This window comes from Bacillus sp. LH1 (assembly GCF_057924895.1).
Map to the genome: position 1 here is coordinate 1,677,523 of NZ_CM175007.1, position 21,100 is coordinate 1,698,622.

Sequence of the window (21,100 nt, forward strand, 5' to 3'; positions counted from 1 at the left end):
GACGACCTCTTTTATATTTTTTCGTAGAAGAATGTATCAAATCGCTGAAGATTGTAACGCTCGGGTGTTAAAATTTGTTCCGTACTACCAACAAATAGTACACCGCCTTTTCGTAAAGAACGACTAAATTTTTCGTAAAGTTTTACTCTTGCTTCTTCTGTGAAATATATCATTACATTGCGACAAATAATCAAATCATAATTTGTATCGAATGACTGCATTAAAAGGTCATGTTGTTTAAACGAGACGTTTTGTTTAATGTTTTGATGCAATGAATATAGATCATTTTCTTTTGTGAAATGACGTTCTTTCAAATCAGTAGGTAATTCCTTTAAAGAACGTTCTGTATATTGACCGCGTTTTGCGGTTTCTAAAATATGAAAATCAAGATCTGTTGCTTGAATTTCAAAACGAAATGGAGCAAGATGCTTCGATAAAATTAAAGAGAGTGTATACGGTTCTTCACCAGCAGCGCAAGCGGCACTCCATACCTTTAATTTTCCGCTATTTTGTTCGAGTAATTTTGGTAGTGCTTTCGACTCTAAAGTTTGCCATCGTTCTTTATTTCTAAAAAACTCTGAAACGTTAATTGTAATATAGTCAATAAAATTTAAAAATAAATTTTGATCAGCGCGTAATTTGTTTAAAAAATTAGTGTAGTTTTCGAAGCCTTTTCTCGAAATGAAAGCATCGATTCTACGGCGCATTCTATCTTGTTTATATGAAGCGATGTCCATATTGAATTGTTGTTTAAAACTCGCGATAAAATGATCATAATCTTGTTCAATTATCATATTTACAATGGGCACAATAATGATATTGTGCCTCCCCCTTTACATCATACGAATTTTTTGTTCAAAGCTTTTTTTCATTTGCTTTTCATGTAATCCTGGTAAATCATAAATGACAGCATCAATACCTGCTTCTTTTGCAACATCGACAGGGATGACAGATGTATGTTTGTCCCCATTATAAAAACAGAGAACTAAATCAGTGTCTTCAATAATTTGTTTAACAAAAAACATATAATCTGATCGGTAAATGGAGTCAGAAGGATGATCAAAAGCAACATATTCGGCTCCGTGTTTTTTTAAGTAATCAACGACTTCTTGGAATTCATCTGTAATTGCTTGCAATGGTTGCAGCGTGTAAAGGCATAAATTTTGAGCGAGTCTTTCATTCTCAACGAAAAAACGAAGAACCTCATTTTCAATAGATTTATAACATAATATGTAAATTTTATGTTTGTGAGCATAGTCAGTTAAAAATTTTTTAATTTCTTCTTGATCTAATGCTGTTAATTGATTTGAACCACAAAGGAAAATATTCATAGAATTGTGCCACCTCATGCTAAATTGTAACATATCTTTTATAAAAAATAACTGCAAAATATTACTGTTCAGAGTATAATTATAAATAACTGGATTTTACGATTAAGTTTAGGAAGAAATAAAAAAATAAATAGGTGATATATATGCTACGTTCTATCTCGCATAATCCAATTTTATCGCATATACCGCCTGCTACTCAAATGCCGAAAGAAGCAAATGTCAGAACAGGACTTGCATTTTCGGATAATTTGCATGCAGATCCGAAAAAAGATAAATTACTAGAACAAATGGAAGCGTTTGTCGATAATATTGGAGAAATTAAAGAGAAAATTGAAATGGAATTAACGCTTGATAATGTAATGGAATACAAAAATACAGTAAAATCATTTTTGAATTTCTACGTTGATAATGTATTGCAGTATAAAGATGTCATGTCTCGTCACCCACGTTACGGATATTCACAGAAAATGACGATTGTGAAACAGGCAGAAATGGGATTGAATGAATTAGAAGATGTTATGAATTTAATTAACACGAAAACAGGACATTTAGAAATGTTAAATCAAATTGGAGAAATCCATGGCTTAATTGTAAATTTAGTCTTGTAAAAGGAAGGAAGCTATATGTACATACAATTATATGAAAAGCTTGTTATTATACAAAAAGCGTATGAAAATATTCAAGCGCTTGGAGAGCAAATATATGAGAATTTAAAAAATAAAAATGTAAATGCAGTTCAAAAGTTACAAGTAGAGCAATTGCAGTACATTGATGGTTTAAAAGGGTTATCAAGCTCATTTGAAGAAATGGTTGTTCAGTTCTGTAAAGAACAAGGAGTTGAATCGTTTCGTGTAAGTGCGTTATTTTCGTATTTTTCTCAAGAAGAAATTGAAAAAATGAAAGAATTACAAAAAAACGTAACTGAATTAGAAGAGAATGTAAAAATGATTCTTTTGAAAAATCAATATTACTTAAACGTACTATTAAAAACTACAGAAAGTATTGTGGATTCTGTTTCTGAATATAATTTAGAGCGAAACAATAATTCGCAAATCTTTATGAACGAACTATTGTAAAGGAGAAGTGAAGCTTTATGAGATTATCTGATTATAATACACCGCTATCGGGCATGTTAGCGGCTCAAATGGGGTTACAAACAACGAAACAAAACTTGTCTAATATTCATACACCGGGTTATGTGCGTCAAATGGTGAATTACGGATCTGTTGGAGCAAGCAATGGTCATACGCCAGAACAGAGAATTGGTTACGGTGTACAAACGCTAGGTGTTGACCGTATTACTGATGAGGTAAAGACGAAGCAGTTTAATGATCAATTATCTCAACTCTCTTACTATAACTACATGAATTCGACTTTATCACGTGTAGAGTCTATGGTTGGAACGACAGGAAAGAATTCATTATCTAGTTTAATGGACGGTTTCTTTAATGCCTTTCGTGAAGTAGCAAAAAATCCAGAGCAACCAAACTACTACGATACATTAATTTCTGAAACTGGGAAGTTCACAAGTCAAGTGAATCGTCTTGCGAAAAACTTAGATACAGTGGAAGCACAGACAGCAGAAGATATTGAGGCGCATGTTAATGAATTTAATCGTCTTGCTGCTAGTTTAGCAGAAGCGAATCATAAAATTGGACAAGCAGGTACACAAGTGCCGAATCAACTTTTAGACGAAAGAGATCGCATCGTTACAGAGATGTCTAAGTATGCAAACATCGAAGTATCTTATGAATCTATGAATCCTAATATCGCGAGTGTTAGAATGAATGGTATTTTAACAGTAAATGGACAAGATACATATCCACTTCAATTAAATAAAGAAAAAGACCCAATGTCAGTTGAGATTTACGGTTCAGAGATCTCTGTAACTAGCGGGGCGATAAAATCAGCGATTGATACGAAAGCGAAGATTGTTGAATATAAAAAAAATCTCGAAGACTTAATGAGTTCGATGAAAAATCAAGTGAATACAGTGATGGGAAAAGATTTCTTCGTTGGAGATTATGCGAAGGATATGAAGTTAAATCCAGAATTCCAAAAAGATGTTTCGAAAATGAAAATGTCTGCTGAAACAGCAAATAAACTAGCAGCAGTTACAGATGACGATTATAAAGAAGGGCTTTCTTATAAACAAGCATTAGACCAATTTATAGTTCGTGTTGCATCTGATAAAAGTGCAGTAAATGGTTATCAAAAAATTCATGGCGACTTACTAGAAGGTATTCAACAAGAAAAAATGAGCGTTGAAGGTGTAAATATGGAAGAGGAAATGGTAAATTTAATGGCCTTCCAAAAATATTTCGTCGCAAACTCTAAAGCTATTACTACGATGAATGAAGTGTTTGATAGTCTATTTTCGATTATTCGATAAGTGATAATAATTGATTGGAAATATATAAGGAGGAGATAGAAATGAGAGTATCTACATTTCAAAATGCAAACTGGGCAAAGAATCAGTTAATGGATTTGAATGTGCAACAACAATACCATAGAAACCAAGTAACTTCAGGGAAGAAAAATCTTCTTATGAGTGAAGATCCACTTGCAGCGAGTAAATCATTTGCGATTCAACATTCATTGGCGAATATTGAACAAATGCAAAAAGATTTAGCTGACTCAAAAAATGTATTAACACAAACTGAGAATACTTTACAAGGTATTTTTAAATCTTTAACGAGAGCAGATCAATTAACGGTACAGGCATTAAATGAGCCAAATGGTGAAAAAGAATTGAAAGCCATCGGTGCAGAGATTGATCAAATTTTAAAACAAGTTGTATATTTAGCGAATACGAAAGAGCAAGGTCGTTATATTTTCGGTGGTGATAGTGCAGAAAAGTCACCATTTACAGAAGATGGTACGTACCAGGGCGGAAAAAATGATGTGAACTGGCAACTAAATGATGGTTATGAATTAAAAGCATTCCGTAATGGAGAAGCATTATTATCACCGGTTATAAAAACGTTAAAACAGATGAGCGAAGCGATGCAAAAAGGTGACCAAAAAGCGTTACAACCGTTATTAGGAGAAAACAAGAAAAATTTAGATGGCATCATTAACCGTACGACTGAAGTTGGTTCAACAATGAACACAATGGAGACGTTTAAAACAATTTTAAGTGAGCAAAACTTAGCGCTTCAAGAAAACCGTAAAGAAATTGAGGATGTTGATTTAGCGGTCGCAATTTCTGACTTGGCATATATAAATGCAACATATGAAGCGACGCTTAAAGCGGTTAGTACGATGAGTAAAACGAGTATTTTAGACTACATGTAATCTATAGGGAGTGAGAAAAATGGCAGGAACAACGATGACAGGTATTGGTGGTAGACAACAAATTTGGAACCTCGGAAATAATATGATCGATACTTCTAACTTCGTCGAATTAGAAATGAATGCTTTAGATATGAGGAAAACACCATATACGAAAGAAAAGAATGACCTTACAAATGATAAACTACTATATACAAGTTTAAAATCAGAATTTAGTTCTTTTACACAAACTTTTAAAAACTTAGCGGCTTTTAAAGGGAATGAGAAAAAGGTAACAACATCACAAGACGGTTATATTAATGTAAAAGCAGATGGTGGTGCGATTGCTGGTACTTTTAATATGACAATTACACAGCTTGCACAGCGTCATCAAATAGCTTCAAATGAAATTAAAGATATAAATGCAAAGCTTCCTAAAGATGAAACATTAAAACTAGGTGGTAAAGAACTAAAAGTAACAACTGATATGACATATAAAGATTTAATTAATAAGATTAATGATGGAGATTATGGCGTATCAGCTTATACACTTGGAAATAAAATTTTCATGACCTCGAAAAAAGAGGGAACAGATGGACAGATTAAGTTTGAGGCGAGCACATCTACACTATTTCAAGATATGGGTTTAGCTAAGGCGGATGGCACAGCGCTCAATACAATCAATGAAGCACAAAATGCTATGTATACTATTAATGGTATCAAAGGGGAAGGTTCTACTAATACAATTGAAGCTCTTCCTGGTGTGAAAATTGAGTTGTTAAAGGTAACTGAGCCGAAAGTAGAAGGAGCGCCAGATGCTGGTGCAACAACAGATCCAAAAGCAAAAGGTATAGATCTAAAGTTTACAGTAAATGACTCAAACGTAACAGACGCATCGAATGTTATTAAAAAAATGGTAGCTGATTATAATAAAGCTGTTTCTACAGTAGATATCTTTGCTGGAAAAGGTGGAGCTTTTCAAGGTCAAGCTATTATGCAAAGTGTACGTCAGGCAATGAACAATGTCGTAACATTTTCTCAAGATGGCAATTATTTATTCACATTTGGTATTCAATTAAAGCAAGATGGAACGATGGAAGTTAATGATGAAAAATTAACACAAGCATTAAAAGAAAAACCAGATGCAGCGAAGCAATTTTTCTTTAGTTCTAACGGTTTAGGAAAAATGATGGAAGAACCGCTTGATAAACTATTTGGTGATAAAGGTGTAGTCGGCGAGAGAGTTAAAAACATTGACTCACGTGTAAGTGATTTAGATAAAAAGATTAAAGATATTGAGACGCAAAACTTGCAAAAACAAGATGAAATTGTGAAGAAGTATCAAAAGCTAGAGAGTACATTAGCAGCGCTTGATAGCCAACTAAAAACAATTAAAGCAATGACAAAACAAAAAAGTGATGATTAATGAAAGTTGAGGAAGTGATCGTATGCAAGCATGGCAACGTTATATGCAAAATGATATTATGACGAGTAATCCGATTAAAAATACAATTTTTATTTATGAAAGATGTATTGTAGAGTTTCGTAATTTAGAAGAACTTTTACATACTTTTAAACTACAAGAAGGGGACGCACTTCTTGAAAAATTAGAACGTATTTTTGAAGAACTAAAACTTCAATTAAATCCTGAAATTACGAAAGATTTATATGATAGTCTCTATGGTTTATATGATTGGATTAGCATTCAAATTCAAACGATGAAAGTAACGCGTGAAGCGAAAGATATTGATGCAATTGTGAAAGTGTTACAAGATTTAATAGACGGTTACCGCGGAGCACTTGAAAATGAACAATGATATTTATCGGACGTTTGTCAGCTGTTTTAATGAAATCGGTGAATTGCAAGTGTCAGACAGAGAGTTTGCTGAGAAGAGTGAGATGTTAAATCGCTGGATGATGACATTGGATGAAGAAACGCGTGCGCAAGTTGCAGCAGAAGTAAGCCCGTTCATTATTAAGGCAGCTCAGCATATTCGGGATAGGCAAAAGATTTTGGAAGAAATGATTATGACAAATGATGGGCGAATGAAGGCTAATTCATTTTACGGTAAATATTAATAATAACGTTTGGAAACAGATTCCCCTTTTAAAAGGGGGTCTATTCCTTCGTTTACATAAAGAACGCCGCTGATTGAGGTTTCATTTTATGACTGTGATGAAAAAATAATAGTAATCTAAATAATAGAAAAATGGACTTTAGTTTGTAGTTTATCTATTGAAATGTTCTATAGATTACTATGTGTATACAGTTTTTTGCATTCTTTTTTATATTTTTGTATTTTTCTAAAGACAACAATGAAAAAATGGAATAAAATATGTAAGGGTACATAATAGTAAATATTTTAATAAACGCATATAAGAAAATAAATAATGAAGTGAAACTTCTATCAGTGGATCATTACGTTAGAAAAGGAAGGGTGTGGAATATGCCAGATTTAGTGAGTGATGTAAGCCATTATATGAATTATTTAGTGACGAAACGAAATACTGTTTCTAGTAATATTGCAAATGCGAATACACCTGGCTATAAAGCACAAGATGTAACATTTGCTGAGCAGATGAATAAAAGTAGTGCCTTATATAAAAATAATGCGGCTGATTTAAAGAGCAATCCAGATTTATATCAAACGAATGAAATGCACTTACCGACAGTAAATACGAAAAATACATATGCAAAGATTCAAACAAAATCAATGCAAACGAATAAAGACGGAAATAGTGTGGATGTAACGACAGAAATGCTAGATTTAATGAAAGCAAATCAGTTATACGGTATTTCAATTAACGCAATTAATACACAATATGCAATTAACCAAGCGGCACGCGGACGTTAAAAGTAGAAGGAGAGACAACGGATGTTTCAGGCAATTAATGCAAGTGGCTCAGGGCTAACGACAGCGAGAAAGTGGATGGAAGTTACTTCTAACAATATTGTAAATGCAAATACGACGGCGGCTCCGGGGGCAGATTTATATGAGCGTCGTAGTGTGGTGTTAGAATCAAACAATAGTTTTGCAAGTATGTTAGATGGGGCTCCTACTAATGGAGTAAAAATAAAAAGTATTGAAGCAGACAAAACGGAAAATTTAGTGTATGATCCGACGCATCCGCACGCAAATGAAGAAGGATATGTACGTTATCCAAATATTGATGTAACTGCTGAAATGACGAATGTAATGGTTGCTCAAAAAATGTATGAAGCGAATACGAGTGTATTAAATGCGAATAAAAAAATGCTTGATAAAGATTTAGAAATCGGCCGAGGATAAGGGGGAAAATCGTAATATGAAAATTCAACCAATGTTACATACACAACCATTTGGAGCAATTCAGTCAATTGGTGCACCGAAAACTTCTCAAACATCTGTAGCTCCGGAGAAAAAGTTTATTGATTTATTGGAAGATATGAATCAAACGCAAAACAATGCACAAACAGCAGTATATGATTTACTAACTAAAGGGGTAGGAGAAACACATGACGTTTTAATTCAGCAAAAGAAAGCTGAGTCTCAAATGAAAACGGCTGCTCTCGTACGTGATAATCTTATTGAAAATTATAAGTCACTAATTAATATGCAAATTTAGGAAAGTGGACGGGTGTGTTTAAATGGAAAAGATGAAAAATGTTATCCAATCGTTAAAAACGTGGCATAAGTTAGTAATCGGTGCTGCGCTTTTAGCGATTGTAACAGGAGCACTTTTATACTTCACCTTGCCAGATAAATATGTTGTTGTATATCAAAATTTAAATGATGCAGATAAACAAGAGATTACAGCAGAATTATCGAAGTTAGGTGTCGATTACCAATTAGCGGCCGATGGTTCAATTCGTGTGCAAAAGAATGATGCTCCATGGGTTCGAAAAGAAATGAATGGGATGGGCTTACCGTTTAATTCGAAAAGCGGTGAAGAAATTTTATTAGAAAGCTCTCTCGGTTCAAGTGAACAAGATAAAAAAATGAAGCAAATTGTCGGTACGAAGAAGCAATTGGAACAAGATATTGTAAGAAACTTTGCGACAGTTGAAACGGCAAATGTTCAAATTACATTGCCTGAAAAAGAGACGATTTTTGATGAAGAAAAAGCGAAAGGAACAGCGGCGATTACGGTTGGAGTGAAACGTGGACAATTGTTAACGGCTGATCAAGTTGCAGGTATACAGCAAATGATTAGTGCAGCGGTTCCTGGTGTGAAAGCAGAAGAAGTAAGTGTTATTGATAGTAAAAAAGGTGTTATCTCAAAAGGAGCAGATGAAGCACATTCTAGTAGTTCCTCTTCTTATGAGAAAGAAGTAGAGATGCAGCACCAACTTGAAGGTAAATTAAAGCAAGATATTGATGCAACGTTAATGACGATGTTTAAACCGAATGAATATAAAGTGAATACGAAAGTATCTGTAAACTACGATGAAGTTACACGTCAGTCAGAGAAGTATGGTGATAAAGGTGTACTTCGTAGTAAACAAGAGCAAGAAGAAAGCTCTACTGCGCAAGAAGGGGCAGATACGAAGCAAGGTGCTGGTATTACAGCGAACGGTGAAGTGCCAAACTACGGTACGAACAATAATCAAAATGGTAAAGTTGTCTACGATAATAAAAATGGCAACAAAATCGAAAACTATGAAATAGATAAAACAGTTGAAACAATTAAGAAACACCCAGAATTAACGAAAACAAATGTTGTTGTATGGGTAGATAATGATACGTTAGTAAAACGAAGAATTGATATGACTACTTTCAAAGAAGCAATTGGAACAGCGGCAGGACTTCAAGCTGATCCGAACGGTAACTTTATAAATGGTCAAGTTAACGTTGTAACTGTTCAGTTCGATCAGCCGAAAGCTGAAAAAGAGAAAGAGCCAGAAAAAAGTGGTATGAACTGGTGGTTATTCGGTGGAATTACAGCTGGCTTATTAGCAATCGGTGGTCTAGTATGGTTCTTATTAGCAAGACGTAAGAGAAAGAAAGAAGAAGAGGAATATGAAGAATACTTAGCAGAAGATGAAGTGGCTGCAAGTAATGAAAGTATCTTGGAAATTCCTGAAGAAAAAATAGTGCCAGAGCCAAAACCTGAACCAGAAGAACCGAAAGAACCAACGTTAGATGAACAAGTGCAGGATGCTACGAAAGAACATGTAGAAGGTACTGCAAAAGTAATTAAAAAATGGTTAAACGGACAGTAAGGGAGGAACAACGATGTTAGATGAAATCTCCTCCAAAGAAAAAGCTGCCATCCTCATTCGTACATTAGACGAAGGGGTGGCAGCAAAAGTCATTGAATATATGACAGCTGAGGAAAAAGAAGTATTACTTCGTGAAATTGCGAAGTTTCGTGTATATAAACCAGAAACGTTAGAGAATGTACTAGGAGAGTTCTTATATGAACTAAATGTAAAAGAATTGAACTTAGTCACTCCAGATAAAGAGTATATTCGTCGTATATTTAAAAACATGCCAGAAGACGAACTGGAAAAATTATTGGAAGACCTTTGGTATAACAAAGATAATCCATTTGAATTCTTAAATTCACTTACAGATTTAGAACCACTTCTTACAGTGCTTAATGATGAGTCACCACAAACAATTGCAATTATCGCTTCTTATATTAAACCGCAACTTGCGTCTCAATTAATTGAGAGATTGCCAGATCATAAGCGAGTAGAAACGGTAATGGGTATTGCGAAACTAGAACAAGTTGATGGTGAATTAATTAATCAAATTGGTGAGTTGTTAAAAACGAAATTAAATAATATGGCATTTAGTGCAATTAATAAAACTGATGGCTTGAAAACAATCGTAAACATTTTAAATAATGTTTCACGAGGTGTTGAAAAAACAGTCTTTCAAAAACTGGATGAAGTCGATTATGAGTTATCTGAGAAAATTAAAGAAAATATGTTTGTCTTTGAAGACTTACTTGGTCTTGAAGATCTTGCGCTTCGCCGTGTATTAGAAGAAATTACAGATAACGGTGTTCTTGCGAAAGCACTTAAAATTGCAAAAGAAGAAATTAAAGAGAAATTATTTACATGTATGTCTTCAAACCGTAAAGAGATGATTCTAGAAGAATTAGATGGCTTAGGACCGCTTAAGATGACGGATGCTGAAAAAGCGCAGCAAACGATCACTGGTACAGTGAAAAAGCTAGAGAAAGAAGGAAGAATTATCGTTCAAAGAGGTGAAGAGGATGTCCTTATTTAAAAACAGAATTCCGAAGAATTCTGTTTCTTTTTCTGAAGAAACGTATGAATTACAATTTCCAAAACCAGCTTCAGTCCAAATAGAAGAGGAAGAATTACAAGCAGATCATGCAGAGCTTCGCGCCCAGCAAGAATCATTACATATGGAAATGAATCAGCTAAGGCAAGAGCAGCAAATGCTAGAACGAGAGCGTCAGCAGTTATTACAAGATAAAGAACAATTTCAAATGCATATTCATGAACAAATGGAACAGATGGAAGCAGCGCGTGTGCAGTTTCAAAAAGAACAACAAGAAATAGCATATGAATGGACAGAGTTATTATGGGATCAATCATTTCATTTAGCAGAAAAAATCGTGAATCAAGCGGTAGATTCACGATTGCTTGATGTGCTACCTATTTTAACTGGCATCGTGCAAACATTGCCAACTTCGTTTGAAAAATTAATCATTACAGTACATCCAGAAACGTTTGAACGTATTCAAGAAGAGAAGGAGAATACGAAAGAATATTGGTTACTACAATTAGTAGAATGGAAATATGATTTCTCCCTGCAGTTTGGTGAATTTGTTCTGGAAGAAGAGAAAGAGTTCTTTGAATTTAAATTTGCACCTATATTTGCGAAACTTCGTCAGAAATGGGAAGAAGAGAAGTTATTTGAGGAGCAAAATGTATGAGCCGCCTGTTAATGAATGAGAACGAAAAATGGAATAAGTTCATTGAAACACCGCTGTATACGAAAGTAGGCAAAGTTCATAGTGTACAAGAACAGTTTTTCGTAGCAAAAGGGCCGAAAGCGAAGATCGGAGATGTTTGCTTCGTTGGAGAACATAACGTCTTATGTGAAGTGATTGCCATTGAAAAAGAAAATAATATGCTACTTCCATTTGAACAGACAGAAAAAGTATGTTATGGAGATTCAGTGACACTAGTTTCAGAAGATGTTGTTGTACCACGTGGTAATCACTTGCTCGGAAAAGTGTTAAGTGCAAATGGTGAAGTGTTAAATGAGAAAGCTGAAAACATTCCATTACAGAAAATAAAACTAGATGCACCGCCTATACATGCATTTGAACGTGAAGAGATTACCGATGTATTTGAAACAGGAATAAAATCAATTGATTCTATGCTAACAATTGGTATCGGTCAAAAGATTGGTATTTTTGCTGGGTCAGGTGTTGGTAAATCTACTTTACTTGGAATGATAGCAAAAAATGCAAAAGCTGATATAAACGTTATTAGTTTAGTAGGAGAACGTGGCCGGGAAGTAAAAGACTTTATTCGAAAAGAGTTAGGCGAGGAAGGTATGCGAAAAAGCGTCGTTGTTGTAGCGACGTCAGATGAAAGTCATCTTATGCAACTTCGTGCAGCGAAACTCGCAACGTCTATTGCTGAATACTTCCGTGATCAAGGTAATAACGTATTACTTATGATGGACTCTGTTACTCGTTTTGCCGATGCACGAAGAAGTGTTGATATTGCTGTTAAAGAGTTACCGATTGGTGGTAAAACACTATTAATGGAAAGTTATATGAAGAAGCTGTTAGAGCGGTCCGGTAAAACACAAAAGGGATCTATAACAGGTATTTATACGGTGCTTGTTGATGGGGACGATTTAAATGGTCCTGTACCAGATTTAGCACGTGGTATTTTAGATGGACATATCGTATTAAAGCGTGAGCTTGCAACGCTTAGTCATTATCCTGCAATTTCAGTATTAGATTCAGTAAGTAGGATTATGGAAGAAATCGTTTCACCACATCATTGGCAACTTGCAAATGAAATGAGAAAGATTTTATCAATTTATAAAGAAAATGAATTGTATTTTAAGTTAGGAACGATTCAAGAAAATGAAGAAAATGCTTATATTTTTGAATGTAAAAATAAAGTAGAAGGCATAAATACATTTTTAAAGCAAGGCCGATCGGATAGTTTCCCATTTGATGATATCGTTGAAGCGATACACCATATAGTATAAGGCCTCTGCCCAAGAGGTCTTATTTTTTTGTTTTTTAATATTTCACAGATTTTTTTGGAAAAAAACTATATAATAGAAAAAGAGAACGTTATAATAGGAAGGGGCTATGAAAACAGGTGGATAAACAGCAGTACGACACAATAAAATTGCAAATAAATCAAGAAAAAGAGCATATTTTAAAAGAAGTGTATGAATTAACAGCTGAAAAAAGAAAAATAGAACAAAAAAAAGAATATGATTTATATGTTGTGAAATCGCGTAGTAAAGTCGTACAAACTGGGCAACGTATTATGGCTGGCATGCTTTCTTCACATACGTTTTCACCTGAAAGAATAGAAGAATGGAATCGAAAAATTAAAAAAACAGAAGGTTTTATTCAAAAAAATGAAAGCCTTTTAGAGCAAGTAAAAGAAAAAGAACGTGTCATTGATGAGATGTATCAAGAAGATTGCAGAAAGCTTGCGAAAGCACAAGAAAAGCTGGAAGAAAAAATGCTTCTGGATTTGAAAATGTGTATGAATGGATGAGGTGAATGTAGTGATACAGTCTGTATTACCGGTGCAACAAAGTTTACCTCCGCAAAAAGAAAAAGGGCTAGAAGTACAATCGAAAAATGAAGATTCTTCATTCGATCGTACGATGAGAATCGAAAATAAAAAGCAGCCGAAAACGGAGAAAACGAAACGAGAAGAAGCACCAAAAGAAGAGAAAAAAGAATATAACCTTTCTAAACCATCGGTAACGAAAGAAGAACCAATTGTAAAGAAAGAAGAAAAAAAAGAGACAGAACAGTTGTTATTAGCTGTATCTGAGCAAATGGTTGCAATTGAGCAATTACATGTGCAGCCGGAATTGTTATATCAATACATACAAAAAATACAAGAGTTATATAAAGAATATGGCAATATTAAACTTAATGAATTACCTGCAGCTGAATTACAACAATTACAAGAACTTCTTTCAAATATGAATATCAAAAATGCTATATGTTTAGAAGATACAATGCAAATGGTATTAGACAAAATGAAGATGCCAGAGCAAACGATGCAAGCATTGAAGGTTGTAGAAACAGAAACTTGTAATATTGCAAAGGAACAAGAAGAGTCTAAAGAGGTAGATCTTCCGAAACTTGAGAGCGATGATGCAAAGGTAGAGTTGCCAGAAGTTGATGCATTAAACGATTCGAGCTCTGCAGGTGCAGAATTATTAAATAAAACGACGAGTACCGAACAAGTAGGGAAATCAAATAGTGGTGCTGAGAAAGTTTCATTACCTGACTTAGGAAAGAAAATGGAAGCGCAAGTAGAAGCGCTGCAAAAATTTGTAGTGAAACAAGAACGTGTTTTATTCCAGTTAAATCCAGAAAAACTTGGTACATTAACAGTGTTTATGAAAAAACACGGAGATCAAATTGACGTTCACGTAGAAATGGAAAAACACGATGCGAAAAAACGTGTTGAAATCATTTTTGATGAATTGAGATTAAAGTTAAAAGAAAAAGAAATCAATATTCAAATTAGCTATTCAGATAAAGATGAAAATCGTAAAGAACAGCGAGAACAAGAGCAAAGGCAAAAACAGAAATTAGCAAATACAAATCATGAAAAACAACAATCAACAGAATTTGCGGGATTATTGGAGGAATAAAGCGTGCCAACAGTTGGATTAAATACAACGAGTACAAATCATATTCCGTTACAAGCAGGAGCGCAAAAAAGTAATGTACCTGTTAATGGTGTACAATCGCCAGTGCAACAAAGTAATGGAGTTTCAGCAGGAGCGCAAAAGACTCCTGGGGTAATGGGGAAAGATGATTTCCTAAAATTATTTTTATCAAGTTTCCAACATCAAGATCCATTTAATGCGATGGATATGAATCAAATGATGAATCAGACAGCACAGTTATCTCTTATGGAACAAGTACAGAATATGACGAAAGCAGTAGATAAGCTGCAATCAACGATGTATTCAACAGCACTTGATGGTGGAATGAAGTTTTTAGGTAAATACGTAAGAGGTGTTGACGGTGACGGAAACAAAGTAACCGGTCAAGTAGAAACGGTTCGCCTTGCGGAAAATAACGATGTACAGCTCGTTATTAACAATAAAGTTGTATCTCTTCGTTTCGTTGAGAGAGTGTCTGATAAACCGATTGGAGAAACGAACCCAGAAGACGCAAAGAAAGACGATCAAAAAGTAACTGAAGAAGTAAAAACTACAAATTCATAAGGAGTGTCCATACGTTATGATTAAAGCGTTATATACAAGTATTACAGGGATGAATGCAACACAAAATGCATTAAGTGTAACTTCAAATAATATTGCCAATGCACAAACAGTAGGTTATAAAAAACAAAAAGCAATGTTTGATGATTTACTATATAACAATTCGATTGGTGCAAAAGGTGACGGTAAATACGCAGGAACAAATCCGAAAAGTATTGGTAATGGTGTGAAAATGAGTGGTACAGTTACGGATTATAGTGATGGTACAATTACGTTAACAGGTGGCAAAACACAAGCCGCAATGGAAGGTAATGGTTTCTTCGTTGTAGGTGATTCAAAAGGCGGAAATATGGAATTTACTCGTAAAGGTACGTTTGGGATATCTTCAGATTACTATATTACGAATACTGAAGGTCAATACGTGTTTGCATACCCTGCAAATGAGGCAACTGGTGAAGTTGATTTATCTGGAATTCCAGGACCGTTGCAAATTCCAATGGGAACAGCAATTGGTGGTATTCGAACATCGAAAGGGACAATTAAAGGGAATATTCCAACTGGTGAAAAACAAATTACACAAGATTTACCTGTATATGATAATGCGGGAAATACATGGACAATGCGTGTAGAGTTTAAACAAACGAGTGAACATAACTATACATATAAAGTACAAATGCGCAATGACTCGAAAAAAGAAACAGAGTTTAAAGATGTTCCAGGTGCAGGTGGTAATATGACATTTGATGCTGTTGGAAATCCAAATCCGAAAGAGCAAGGAGCCAATATTCCATTTGATGGCGGCTCTATAAAATTAGACTTAAGTCATTTAACAAACCATCCAACAGATAAAACATTATCAGTAACAGACGTAGATGGTAGAGCAGCAGCGACGGTTAAAGATTGCTTCATTGCTGACGGTGGATATGTAATGGTAAAATATTCTGATGGAAGTATGAAATCTGCAGGTCAATTAGCTGTTGCGATGTTCCCGAACGAAGGCGGACTAATGAAAACAGGTAATGGTAACTATACAGCAACGAATACAACAGGTATTTTAGCTCTTGGTGCATCTGGTCAAAACGGTGCAGGTAAAGTACGGGGTGGTGCACAAGAAGGTGCAAACGTAGATTTATCTGTAGAATTCGTTGACTTAATGTTATACCAACGCGGATTCCAAGGAAATGCGAAAGTAATTAAAGTTTCAGATGAAGTATTAAATGAAGTTGTAAACTTAATTCGATAATATATCGTAAGGAAAAAATGTAATGGAGTAGAAAGGGTTTTTTATTCGTATGACAAGACAAGAGCGAATTTTACAATTGCCTTTTTTCGAAAATAAACGTGAACTTGCCGAGCAAGTATTAAAAATAGAACGAGAAGAGCATGTATATTTACCAGATCAATTTGAAATTAAGCAAGTGCCTCCGTATTCATTTGGTGAAAAACAAGCAATCATTGGCCGTATCCATGAGTTTTATTTCATAAGTGTTGGTAGCGATAGCGTTTGGAAGTATCAACTGTTTAAGGATGAGATGAAGTGTCGTGAGTTTTTTGTTATGTTGCCAAATATTACGGATCAGCAAATAGCGTTTTGGTTTAATAACATAGAGTTATTGAAAGGTTCTTAAAAGCACTTTTTAGGTTTTGAGAGAGGACCTGGCGATGTTTTGGAGCGGTTAGTGCCTAATAGAGTCCCGACCGATGTGTAAGACCAGAGATATGTAGAGTTACTAGAGTAGTATGGTAGTGTAAGAAGTGGTAATATAAAAGAGTTTTAAGTTAATTTAAGGTAGTTGTAGTATACAATTAGACTGAATTTCTATAAAAGGAGAGGTGAGGAGGATGGCGCAAAATAAGTATCGCGTTACATTCATTTCGCCGAGTGAGGTTGAGCAGCGGACTGTAATGGCGGCGAATAGTTTGCCAGATTTAATTCGTAAAGTAGAAAGTATTATCGCAGATCCAAACGGTTATTTTGTAAATGATAAAAAAAATAATTGTTATTTTAAAGTGATTAAAGAAAATGTTACGTTTATTCAATATGAGTTACTATTTTCGGATAAGGAAATTCATATTGAAAAATTAAAACATATAGCACCGGTAGTATTAAAACGATTATTCGAAAAAATAAATGACCCGGAATTATATGCACTTGCGCTACTTGATGTTGATATAGCAACGAAAGAATATGTGCTAGCAGAAATGAATTCTGAGTTGAGAATAAGAGTAGAGACCGAGCTTTCGAAAAAATGGGAAGCAATGCCGACGGAAGTTGTAGGAGCACAAGAAGTGTTATTAGAGGCACTTGCTTCGTTTATACAAGATTAATTGTTTTTTAATAAAATGAATCGTTCGACTATCTATATTTTTTATATAGGTAGTTGACTTTTTCGCTTTTATAAAGCTTAATAATTAGATATACGGAATTAATGGAAGGGGAGCGACACCTTTATGTCACAAGCACAAAGTATTTTATTAGAAAGCGGAACAAATGAATTAGAGATTGTTACGTACACTGTTGGTGAAAACCTATTTAGTATTAATGTAATGAAAGTACGTGAAATCATTAATCCATTCCCTGTTACAACTGTGCCAGAATCTCATCATGCAGTTGAAGGTGTTGTTCAAGTACGTGGTGAAATTTTACCTGTTATTAACTTGGCAATGGCTCTTAATTTAAAGTCAACAAAGCCACTTGATCAAACGAAATTTATCATCTCAGAATTAAACCAAATGAAAGTTATTTTCCGCGTTGATGAAGTGCATCGTATTCAACGTATTTCGTGGGAACAAATTGATGAACCAGCTTCATTATCTATGGGACTAGAAGAAACGACATCTGGTATTGTAAAACTAGATGGCAAAATCATCTTACTATTAGATTATGAAAAAATTGTATGTGAAATTAGCGGCACTGGTTATGACAATAAATCAATTGCAGGGTTAGAACAAAAAACGGATCGAGCTGAAAAAGTAATTTATATTGCAGAAGATTCAGCGATGCTTCGCCAAATATTAGAAGAAACATTATCATCAGCTGGATATACGAAAATGAACTTCTTCAGCAATGGTGCAGAAGCGTTAGCACAAATTGAAAAATTAGCGAAAGAGCAAGGCGAAAAAATGTTTGAACATATTCACTTGCTAATTACGGATATTGAAATGCCAAAAATGGATGGACATCATTTAACGAAAGTGGTTAAGGATAGTGAAGTAATGAATCGTTTACCAGTCATTATTTTCTCTTCATTAATTACAAATGAATTATTCCATAAAGGTGAAGCTGTAGGAGCAAATGCTCAAGTAAGTAAGCCAGATATTCAAGAGCTAATTGGTTTAGTTGATAAGTTAGTACTTTAAAAGTTTCTATTTAGCCGGAATAGAAGCTCTAGCCAAGTGTTGAGCGGTCAGTGCTTAATAGAGCCCTATGCGATGTTGAGATATAGGTAACTAGAAGAGCTGGTGTATAACATTTTTCTATTTAGTAGGAATAGAGGAACTACTTATGTAAGGAAGTTTTCAGTGCTTAATAGAGTCTCATGCGATGTGAGTTCAGAGGTATGAAGTAGTTTTAGGTAAGAAGAAGTGAGACTTCGATTGAGGATTTGAAGACTGGGTTTATAACTCTATTCTGTTAGAGAGAGGAAGGAATTAGCCAATGCTACATATGGCTAATTCCTTTTTAGTATTCTATACTTTAAGCTGGTAGAAAAATGAAAGGTTTCTGGGGTGTTTGGTGCTGTATGTATGAAAATTCTTCATTTGAAGATTTTTGATTTAAAAATATAAGCAAACGCATTTTCAATGGTTATTTTATTAATATTTCGTGGTAGCGCAAATTTTTTCGGTGAAAAAATATTCAAAATACCATATAATATAATTAAATGTAATTAATATGCAATTTTGCATATTAATAAAAAACATTTTCCAAATTTTTATACTTTCTATACATTTTTGTATGTTTATTATTTGACAGATAATTTCGAACTGTTATAATATGGATATGTAAAAATTGCTATTTTCTTAAAAGACATGGGAGTCAGATGAGAATTGTGAAAGGATGAGGGGGAGTGGCACAGATTATGTATCACCACACAGCAATTAATGTATTAGGTCTTTTACAAAACATGTCAAATAATAAAATGAACGATATGCAACTAGAGGTGGAATTTAAAAAAATAGAAAAAGAATTCCAAGTAAAGTATGAAGAATTAGTTGATTTACATAATAGAATGGTATTATTTCAAATAGATATAGAAAAAAATGGCGGGATGCGAGCATATGAAAAATCAGCAATTACATGGCTGAAGTCTGAACTAGAGCTACTGTATGAAGTGTATCAATTTTGTCAACGTCACGGTTTAAACATTTTAAATATTTCAAAATACGTAAGTAAAAATGAACTAAATCTTTTTCCAAAAACAGAAAGTCAATTGCAAAATACGTATTATAAATTGAAAAAACGTGAAATACCGTTTGAAAATATCGAAAAACAAAAACCAGGACGAAAGCGAAAATATATACCAGTAAAAGAGACAATCGTTGCAAGAAAACAAAAAAATGAGTACGAATTAAAAGAAGAAATCCAGCATAAAGAGGATGAAAAAAATCTTGTAACAGTTATATCTGGTATCGTTGATAACTTTGAAACAATTAATCAATGTAGTGAAAGGAAAGAAGACGAACTACATCAGTTTATGGAAGGTATTTATAAGCTTTCTAGCATGGCAGCAGGGCGTTCTAGAGAAGCAAAGAATACACGTAGCTTAGAAGGTGAATTGCAGTCGTTACAACTAGAAAATGAAAGGCTAAAACGAGAGAAAGAAGAGCTTGTACAAGACATTAAAGGCATGACGCAGCTTTTAATTCATTTCATTACAAGTTCTGATATCGATCAAATTCGTAAATTACCAACTTTCGTACAAGATTGTAAAATGGAATTACATAAACTAGGGCTATATAATGCACAAGACGGTAAAATGAAAATAATGGTTGACCGTAGCGGACAAGTTATGACCGTAACACAGTAATAAAATTTGGGTACAAAATAAAAGGGAAATACATATAAACTATGTATTTCCCTTTTATTTTGTATGGAATCGTTCCAAAGAAGGAAGATTCATTTTTATGATTGTAGTAGTTTAGAAACCATTTGCGGTATTTGATTTGCTTGTGAAACCATACTAAGCGCAACTTCAGTTAATAATTTGAACTTTAAAAAATCACTCATTTCCTGCGCCATATCTGCGTCTTCAATTCGAGATGCAGCATCTGTTAACGCCATACTTTGGCTATTTAAATTTTCAATATTAAACTGTAAACGATTTATCATTGCACCAAGGTCGGCACGATGAATTGACACACTTTGCAAAGCCTCTTCAATTTTACGGATTGCCGCTCTTGCTTCTTGTTCTGTTGAAATCTTGATGTCATGTTGTGTAGGGGAAGGGGGAATAGATTTTGATATATGTACCGTATGACCGATATCGTCTAATGTAATAGCGCGGTTTTGACCGTCAAATACAGATAAATCATTAAACTCAGTCGTCTCACCAATATAGCCAATTTGTTCTGTTAAAGACTGAAACTCTTTATTCAGCGAATCACGGTTTTTATTTGAATTTGTACCGTTTGAGGATTGAACGGCTAAATCACGCATACGCTGTAAAATATTTGTCACAGTTTGAAGGGCAGCTTCCGCCGTGCGAAGCATCGATATCGCATCCTCATTATTACGAATCGCCACACGCATACCACTCGCTCTCGCATGCATACGAGTCACAATTGCAATATTAGCGGGATTATCAGAAGCGTTGTTCAACTTCTTACCAGTCGCCAAATGCTCCATCGCAACATTCATACGCTTCTCATTCTCATACAACGACTGCCTAGCATTCATACTCAAAACATTCGTACCAATACGCATAATAGACACTCCTTATAGATTGATATAGTCAGTGTTCTAAAGCTAATAAAAGGTCATGAAAAGATAAAAAGGCTTATGCTTATTTGCTATTTGTGTTTTAGCATAAGAGGGGATCAAGATAAGCACTAACCGCTTCTATGCACCGC

At 34.4% G+C, this 21,100-nt stretch carries 25 protein-coding genes; 22 read left to right on the forward strand and 3 right to left on the reverse strand.

The window, feature by feature from the left end:
• Positions 1–11: 11 nt before the first annotated feature.
• Positions 12–794 (reverse strand): protein-glutamate O-methyltransferase CheR, encoded by a 783-nt coding sequence (cheR, locus tag ACX9TM_RS08890; protein WP_000582879.1) that lies wholly within the window; start codon positions 792–794, stop codon positions 12–14.
• Between the two features lie 39 nt (positions 795–833).
• Positions 834–1,331, reverse strand: a complete 498-nt coding sequence (locus tag ACX9TM_RS08895; protein ID WP_001020110.1) for a flagellar motor switch protein FliG — start codon at positions 1,329–1,331, stop codon at positions 834–836.
• Positions 1,332–1,474: 143 nt separating this feature from the next.
• Between ACX9TM_RS08895 and ACX9TM_RS08900 the strand changes: the two genes are divergently transcribed.
• The 22 genes from ACX9TM_RS08900 to ACX9TM_RS09005 all read left to right on the forward strand — a co-directional run bounded on the left by ACX9TM_RS08900 (position 1,475) and on the right by ACX9TM_RS09005 (position 20,058).
• Complete coding sequence (locus ACX9TM_RS08900) at positions 1,475–1,939, forward strand: YaaR family protein (protein WP_000946323.1); 465 nt, start codon at positions 1,475–1,477, stop codon at positions 1,937–1,939.
• Between the two features lie 15 nt (positions 1,940–1,954).
• Positions 1,955–2,407, forward strand: a complete 453-nt coding sequence (locus ACX9TM_RS08905) for a hypothetical protein (RefSeq protein ID WP_000275879.1) — start codon at positions 1,955–1,957, stop codon at positions 2,405–2,407.
• A gap of 17 nt (positions 2,408–2,424) precedes the next feature.
• Complete coding sequence (flgK, locus tag ACX9TM_RS08910; RefSeq protein ID WP_001239715.1) at positions 2,425–3,723, forward strand: flagellar hook-associated protein FlgK; 1,299 nt, start codon at positions 2,425–2,427, stop codon at positions 3,721–3,723.
• Positions 3,724–3,764: 41 nt separating this feature from the next.
• Positions 3,765–4,628 carry a flagellar hook-associated protein 3 gene (locus ACX9TM_RS08915; protein WP_001266403.1) on the forward strand — a complete coding sequence of 288 codons (864 nt, stop codon included), beginning with the start codon at positions 3,765–3,767 and terminating at the stop codon, positions 4,626–4,628.
• Positions 4,629–4,647: 19 nt separating this feature from the next.
• Positions 4,648–6,030, forward strand: coding sequence for a flagellar hook-associated protein 2 (locus ACX9TM_RS08920; RefSeq protein ID WP_063219999.1), 1,383 nt, complete (start codon positions 4,648–4,650; stop codon positions 6,028–6,030).
• A gap of 22 nt (positions 6,031–6,052) precedes the next feature.
• Entirely contained in the window at positions 6,053–6,421 is a 369-nt protein-coding gene (locus ACX9TM_RS08925; RefSeq protein ID WP_001149516.1) for a flagellar export chaperone FliS, read from the forward strand.
• Positions 6,411–6,683: a hypothetical protein gene (locus ACX9TM_RS08930; RefSeq protein ID WP_016124342.1), complete on the forward strand. Its 273-nt coding sequence runs from the start codon at positions 6,411–6,413 to the stop codon at positions 6,681–6,683. Before ACX9TM_RS08925 ends, ACX9TM_RS08930 begins: the two co-directional genes overlap by 11 nt.
• A 317-nt stretch (positions 6,684–7,000) precedes the next feature.
• Complete coding sequence (flgB, locus tag ACX9TM_RS08935) at positions 7,001–7,459, forward strand: flagellar basal body rod protein FlgB (RefSeq protein ID WP_370445031.1); 459 nt, start codon at positions 7,001–7,003, stop codon at positions 7,457–7,459.
• Positions 7,460–7,480: 21 nt separating this feature from the next.
• A complete protein-coding gene (flgC, locus tag ACX9TM_RS08940) occupies positions 7,481–7,894 on the forward strand; it encodes a flagellar basal body rod protein FlgC (protein ID WP_000484680.1) in 414 nt (137 codons plus the stop codon).
• A 16-nt stretch (positions 7,895–7,910) separates the two neighbouring features.
• Entirely contained in the window at positions 7,911–8,210 is a 300-nt protein-coding gene (fliE, locus tag ACX9TM_RS08945; protein ID WP_000701670.1) for a flagellar hook-basal body complex protein FliE, read from the forward strand.
• A gap of 22 nt (positions 8,211–8,232) precedes the next feature.
• A complete protein-coding gene (locus tag ACX9TM_RS08950) occupies positions 8,233–9,807 on the forward strand; it encodes a flagellar M-ring protein FliF C-terminal domain-containing protein (RefSeq protein ID WP_059303960.1) in 1,575 nt (524 codons plus the stop codon).
• 13 nt (positions 9,808–9,820) lie between these two features.
• Positions 9,821–10,825, forward strand: a complete 1,005-nt coding sequence (fliG, locus tag ACX9TM_RS08955; RefSeq protein ID WP_000883356.1) for a flagellar motor switch protein FliG — start codon at positions 9,821–9,823, stop codon at positions 10,823–10,825.
• Complete coding sequence (locus ACX9TM_RS08960) at positions 10,812–11,501, forward strand: FliH/SctL family protein (RefSeq protein ID WP_000051695.1); 690 nt, start codon at positions 10,812–10,814, stop codon at positions 11,499–11,501. The genes fliG and ACX9TM_RS08960 overlap by 14 nt, the downstream gene beginning before the upstream one ends.
• Positions 11,498–12,802, forward strand: coding sequence for a flagellar protein export ATPase FliI (gene fliI / locus ACX9TM_RS08965; protein WP_017672970.1), 1,305 nt, complete (start codon positions 11,498–11,500; stop codon positions 12,800–12,802). Before ACX9TM_RS08960 ends, fliI begins: the two co-directional genes overlap by 4 nt.
• A gap of 116 nt (positions 12,803–12,918) precedes the next feature.
• A complete protein-coding gene (locus tag ACX9TM_RS08970; protein ID WP_000360859.1) occupies positions 12,919–13,329 on the forward strand; it encodes a hypothetical protein in 411 nt (136 codons plus the stop codon).
• 10 nt (positions 13,330–13,339) lie between these two features.
• On the forward strand, positions 13,340–14,449 hold the full coding sequence (locus ACX9TM_RS08975; protein ID WP_000616450.1) for a flagellar hook-length control protein FliK: 1,110 nt from the start codon (positions 13,340–13,342) through the stop codon (positions 14,447–14,449).
• 3 nt (positions 14,450–14,452) lie between these two features.
• Complete coding sequence (locus tag ACX9TM_RS08980) at positions 14,453–15,031, forward strand: flagellar hook assembly protein FlgD (RefSeq protein WP_001143462.1); 579 nt, start codon at positions 14,453–14,455, stop codon at positions 15,029–15,031.
• 16 nt (positions 15,032–15,047) lie between these two features.
• Complete coding sequence (locus ACX9TM_RS08985) at positions 15,048–16,271, forward strand: flagellar hook protein FlgE (RefSeq protein WP_000588320.1); 1,224 nt, start codon at positions 15,048–15,050, stop codon at positions 16,269–16,271.
• Positions 16,272–16,320: 49 nt separating this feature from the next.
• The gene (locus ACX9TM_RS08990) at positions 16,321–16,656 is read left to right on the forward strand and encodes a DUF3964 family protein (RefSeq protein ID WP_000198166.1); all 336 of its coding nucleotides are present in this window, start codon (positions 16,321–16,323) and stop codon (positions 16,654–16,656) included.
• 214 nt (positions 16,657–16,870) lie between these two features.
• On the forward strand, positions 16,871–17,356 hold the full coding sequence (locus ACX9TM_RS08995) for a hypothetical protein (RefSeq protein WP_000068302.1): 486 nt from the start codon (positions 16,871–16,873) through the stop codon (positions 17,354–17,356).
• A gap of 123 nt (positions 17,357–17,479) precedes the next feature.
• The gene (locus tag ACX9TM_RS09000; RefSeq protein ID WP_000075943.1) at positions 17,480–18,388 is read left to right on the forward strand and encodes a chemotaxis protein; all 909 of its coding nucleotides are present in this window, start codon (positions 17,480–17,482) and stop codon (positions 18,386–18,388) included.
• Between the two features lie 722 nt (positions 18,389–19,110).
• Positions 19,111–20,058, forward strand: coding sequence for a DNA-binding domain-containing protein (locus ACX9TM_RS09005; protein WP_049108342.1), 948 nt, complete (start codon positions 19,111–19,113; stop codon positions 20,056–20,058).
• A 95-nt stretch (positions 20,059–20,153) separates the two neighbouring features.
• Here ACX9TM_RS09005 and ACX9TM_RS09010 read toward each other — a convergent pair whose 3' ends face one another.
• The gene (locus ACX9TM_RS09010; protein WP_065382381.1) at positions 20,154–20,954 is read right to left on the reverse strand and encodes a flagellin N-terminal helical domain-containing protein; all 801 of its coding nucleotides are present in this window, start codon (positions 20,952–20,954) and stop codon (positions 20,154–20,156) included.
• Between the last annotated feature and the right edge of the window lie 146 nt (positions 20,955–21,100).

Bases quoted from the DNA above. Each gene is read 5' to 3' on its own strand.
- cheR (WP_000582879.1), bottom strand. From the start codon at position 794: ATGATAATTGAACAAGATTATGATCATTTTATCGCGAGTTTTAAACAA.
- ACX9TM_RS08895 (WP_001020110.1), bottom strand. From the start codon at position 1,331: ATGAATATTTTCCTTTGTGGTTCAAATCAATTAACAGCATTAGATCAA.
- ACX9TM_RS08900 (WP_000946323.1), top strand. From the start codon at position 1,475: ATGCTACGTTCTATCTCGCATAATCCAATTTTATCGCATATACCGCCT.
- ACX9TM_RS08905 (WP_000275879.1), top strand. From the start codon at position 1,955: ATGTACATACAATTATATGAAAAGCTTGTTATTATACAAAAAGCGTAT.
- flgK (WP_001239715.1), top strand. From the start codon at position 2,425: ATGAGATTATCTGATTATAATACACCGCTATCGGGCATGTTAGCGGCT.
- ACX9TM_RS08915 (WP_001266403.1), top strand. From the start codon at position 3,765: ATGAGAGTATCTACATTTCAAAATGCAAACTGGGCAAAGAATCAGTTA.
- ACX9TM_RS08920 (WP_063219999.1), top strand. From the start codon at position 4,648: ATGGCAGGAACAACGATGACAGGTATTGGTGGTAGACAACAAATTTGG.
- ACX9TM_RS08925 (WP_001149516.1), top strand. From the start codon at position 6,053: ATGCAAGCATGGCAACGTTATATGCAAAATGATATTATGACGAGTAAT.
- ACX9TM_RS08930 (WP_016124342.1), top strand. From the start codon at position 6,411: ATGAACAATGATATTTATCGGACGTTTGTCAGCTGTTTTAATGAAATC.
- flgC (WP_000484680.1), top strand. From the start codon at position 7,481: ATGTTTCAGGCAATTAATGCAAGTGGCTCAGGGCTAACGACAGCGAGA.
- fliE (WP_000701670.1), top strand. From the start codon at position 7,911: ATGAAAATTCAACCAATGTTACATACACAACCATTTGGAGCAATTCAG.
- ACX9TM_RS08950 (WP_059303960.1), top strand. From the start codon at position 8,233: ATGGAAAAGATGAAAAATGTTATCCAATCGTTAAAAACGTGGCATAAG.
- fliG (WP_000883356.1), top strand. From the start codon at position 9,821: ATGTTAGATGAAATCTCCTCCAAAGAAAAAGCTGCCATCCTCATTCGT.
- ACX9TM_RS08960 (WP_000051695.1), top strand. From the start codon at position 10,812: ATGTCCTTATTTAAAAACAGAATTCCGAAGAATTCTGTTTCTTTTTCT.
- fliI (WP_017672970.1), top strand. From the start codon at position 11,498: ATGAGCCGCCTGTTAATGAATGAGAACGAAAAATGGAATAAGTTCATT.
- ACX9TM_RS08985 (WP_000588320.1), top strand. From the start codon at position 15,048: ATGATTAAAGCGTTATATACAAGTATTACAGGGATGAATGCAACACAA.
- ACX9TM_RS08990 (WP_000198166.1), top strand. From the start codon at position 16,321: ATGACAAGACAAGAGCGAATTTTACAATTGCCTTTTTTCGAAAATAAA.
- ACX9TM_RS08995 (WP_000068302.1), top strand. From the start codon at position 16,871: ATGGCGCAAAATAAGTATCGCGTTACATTCATTTCGCCGAGTGAGGTT.
- ACX9TM_RS09000 (WP_000075943.1), top strand. From the start codon at position 17,480: ATGTCACAAGCACAAAGTATTTTATTAGAAAGCGGAACAAATGAATTA.
- ACX9TM_RS09005 (WP_049108342.1), top strand. From the start codon at position 19,111: ATGTATCACCACACAGCAATTAATGTATTAGGTCTTTTACAAAACATG.
- ACX9TM_RS09010 (WP_065382381.1), bottom strand. From the start codon at position 20,954: ATGCGTATTGGTACGAATGTTTTGAGTATGAATGCTAGGCAGTCGTTG.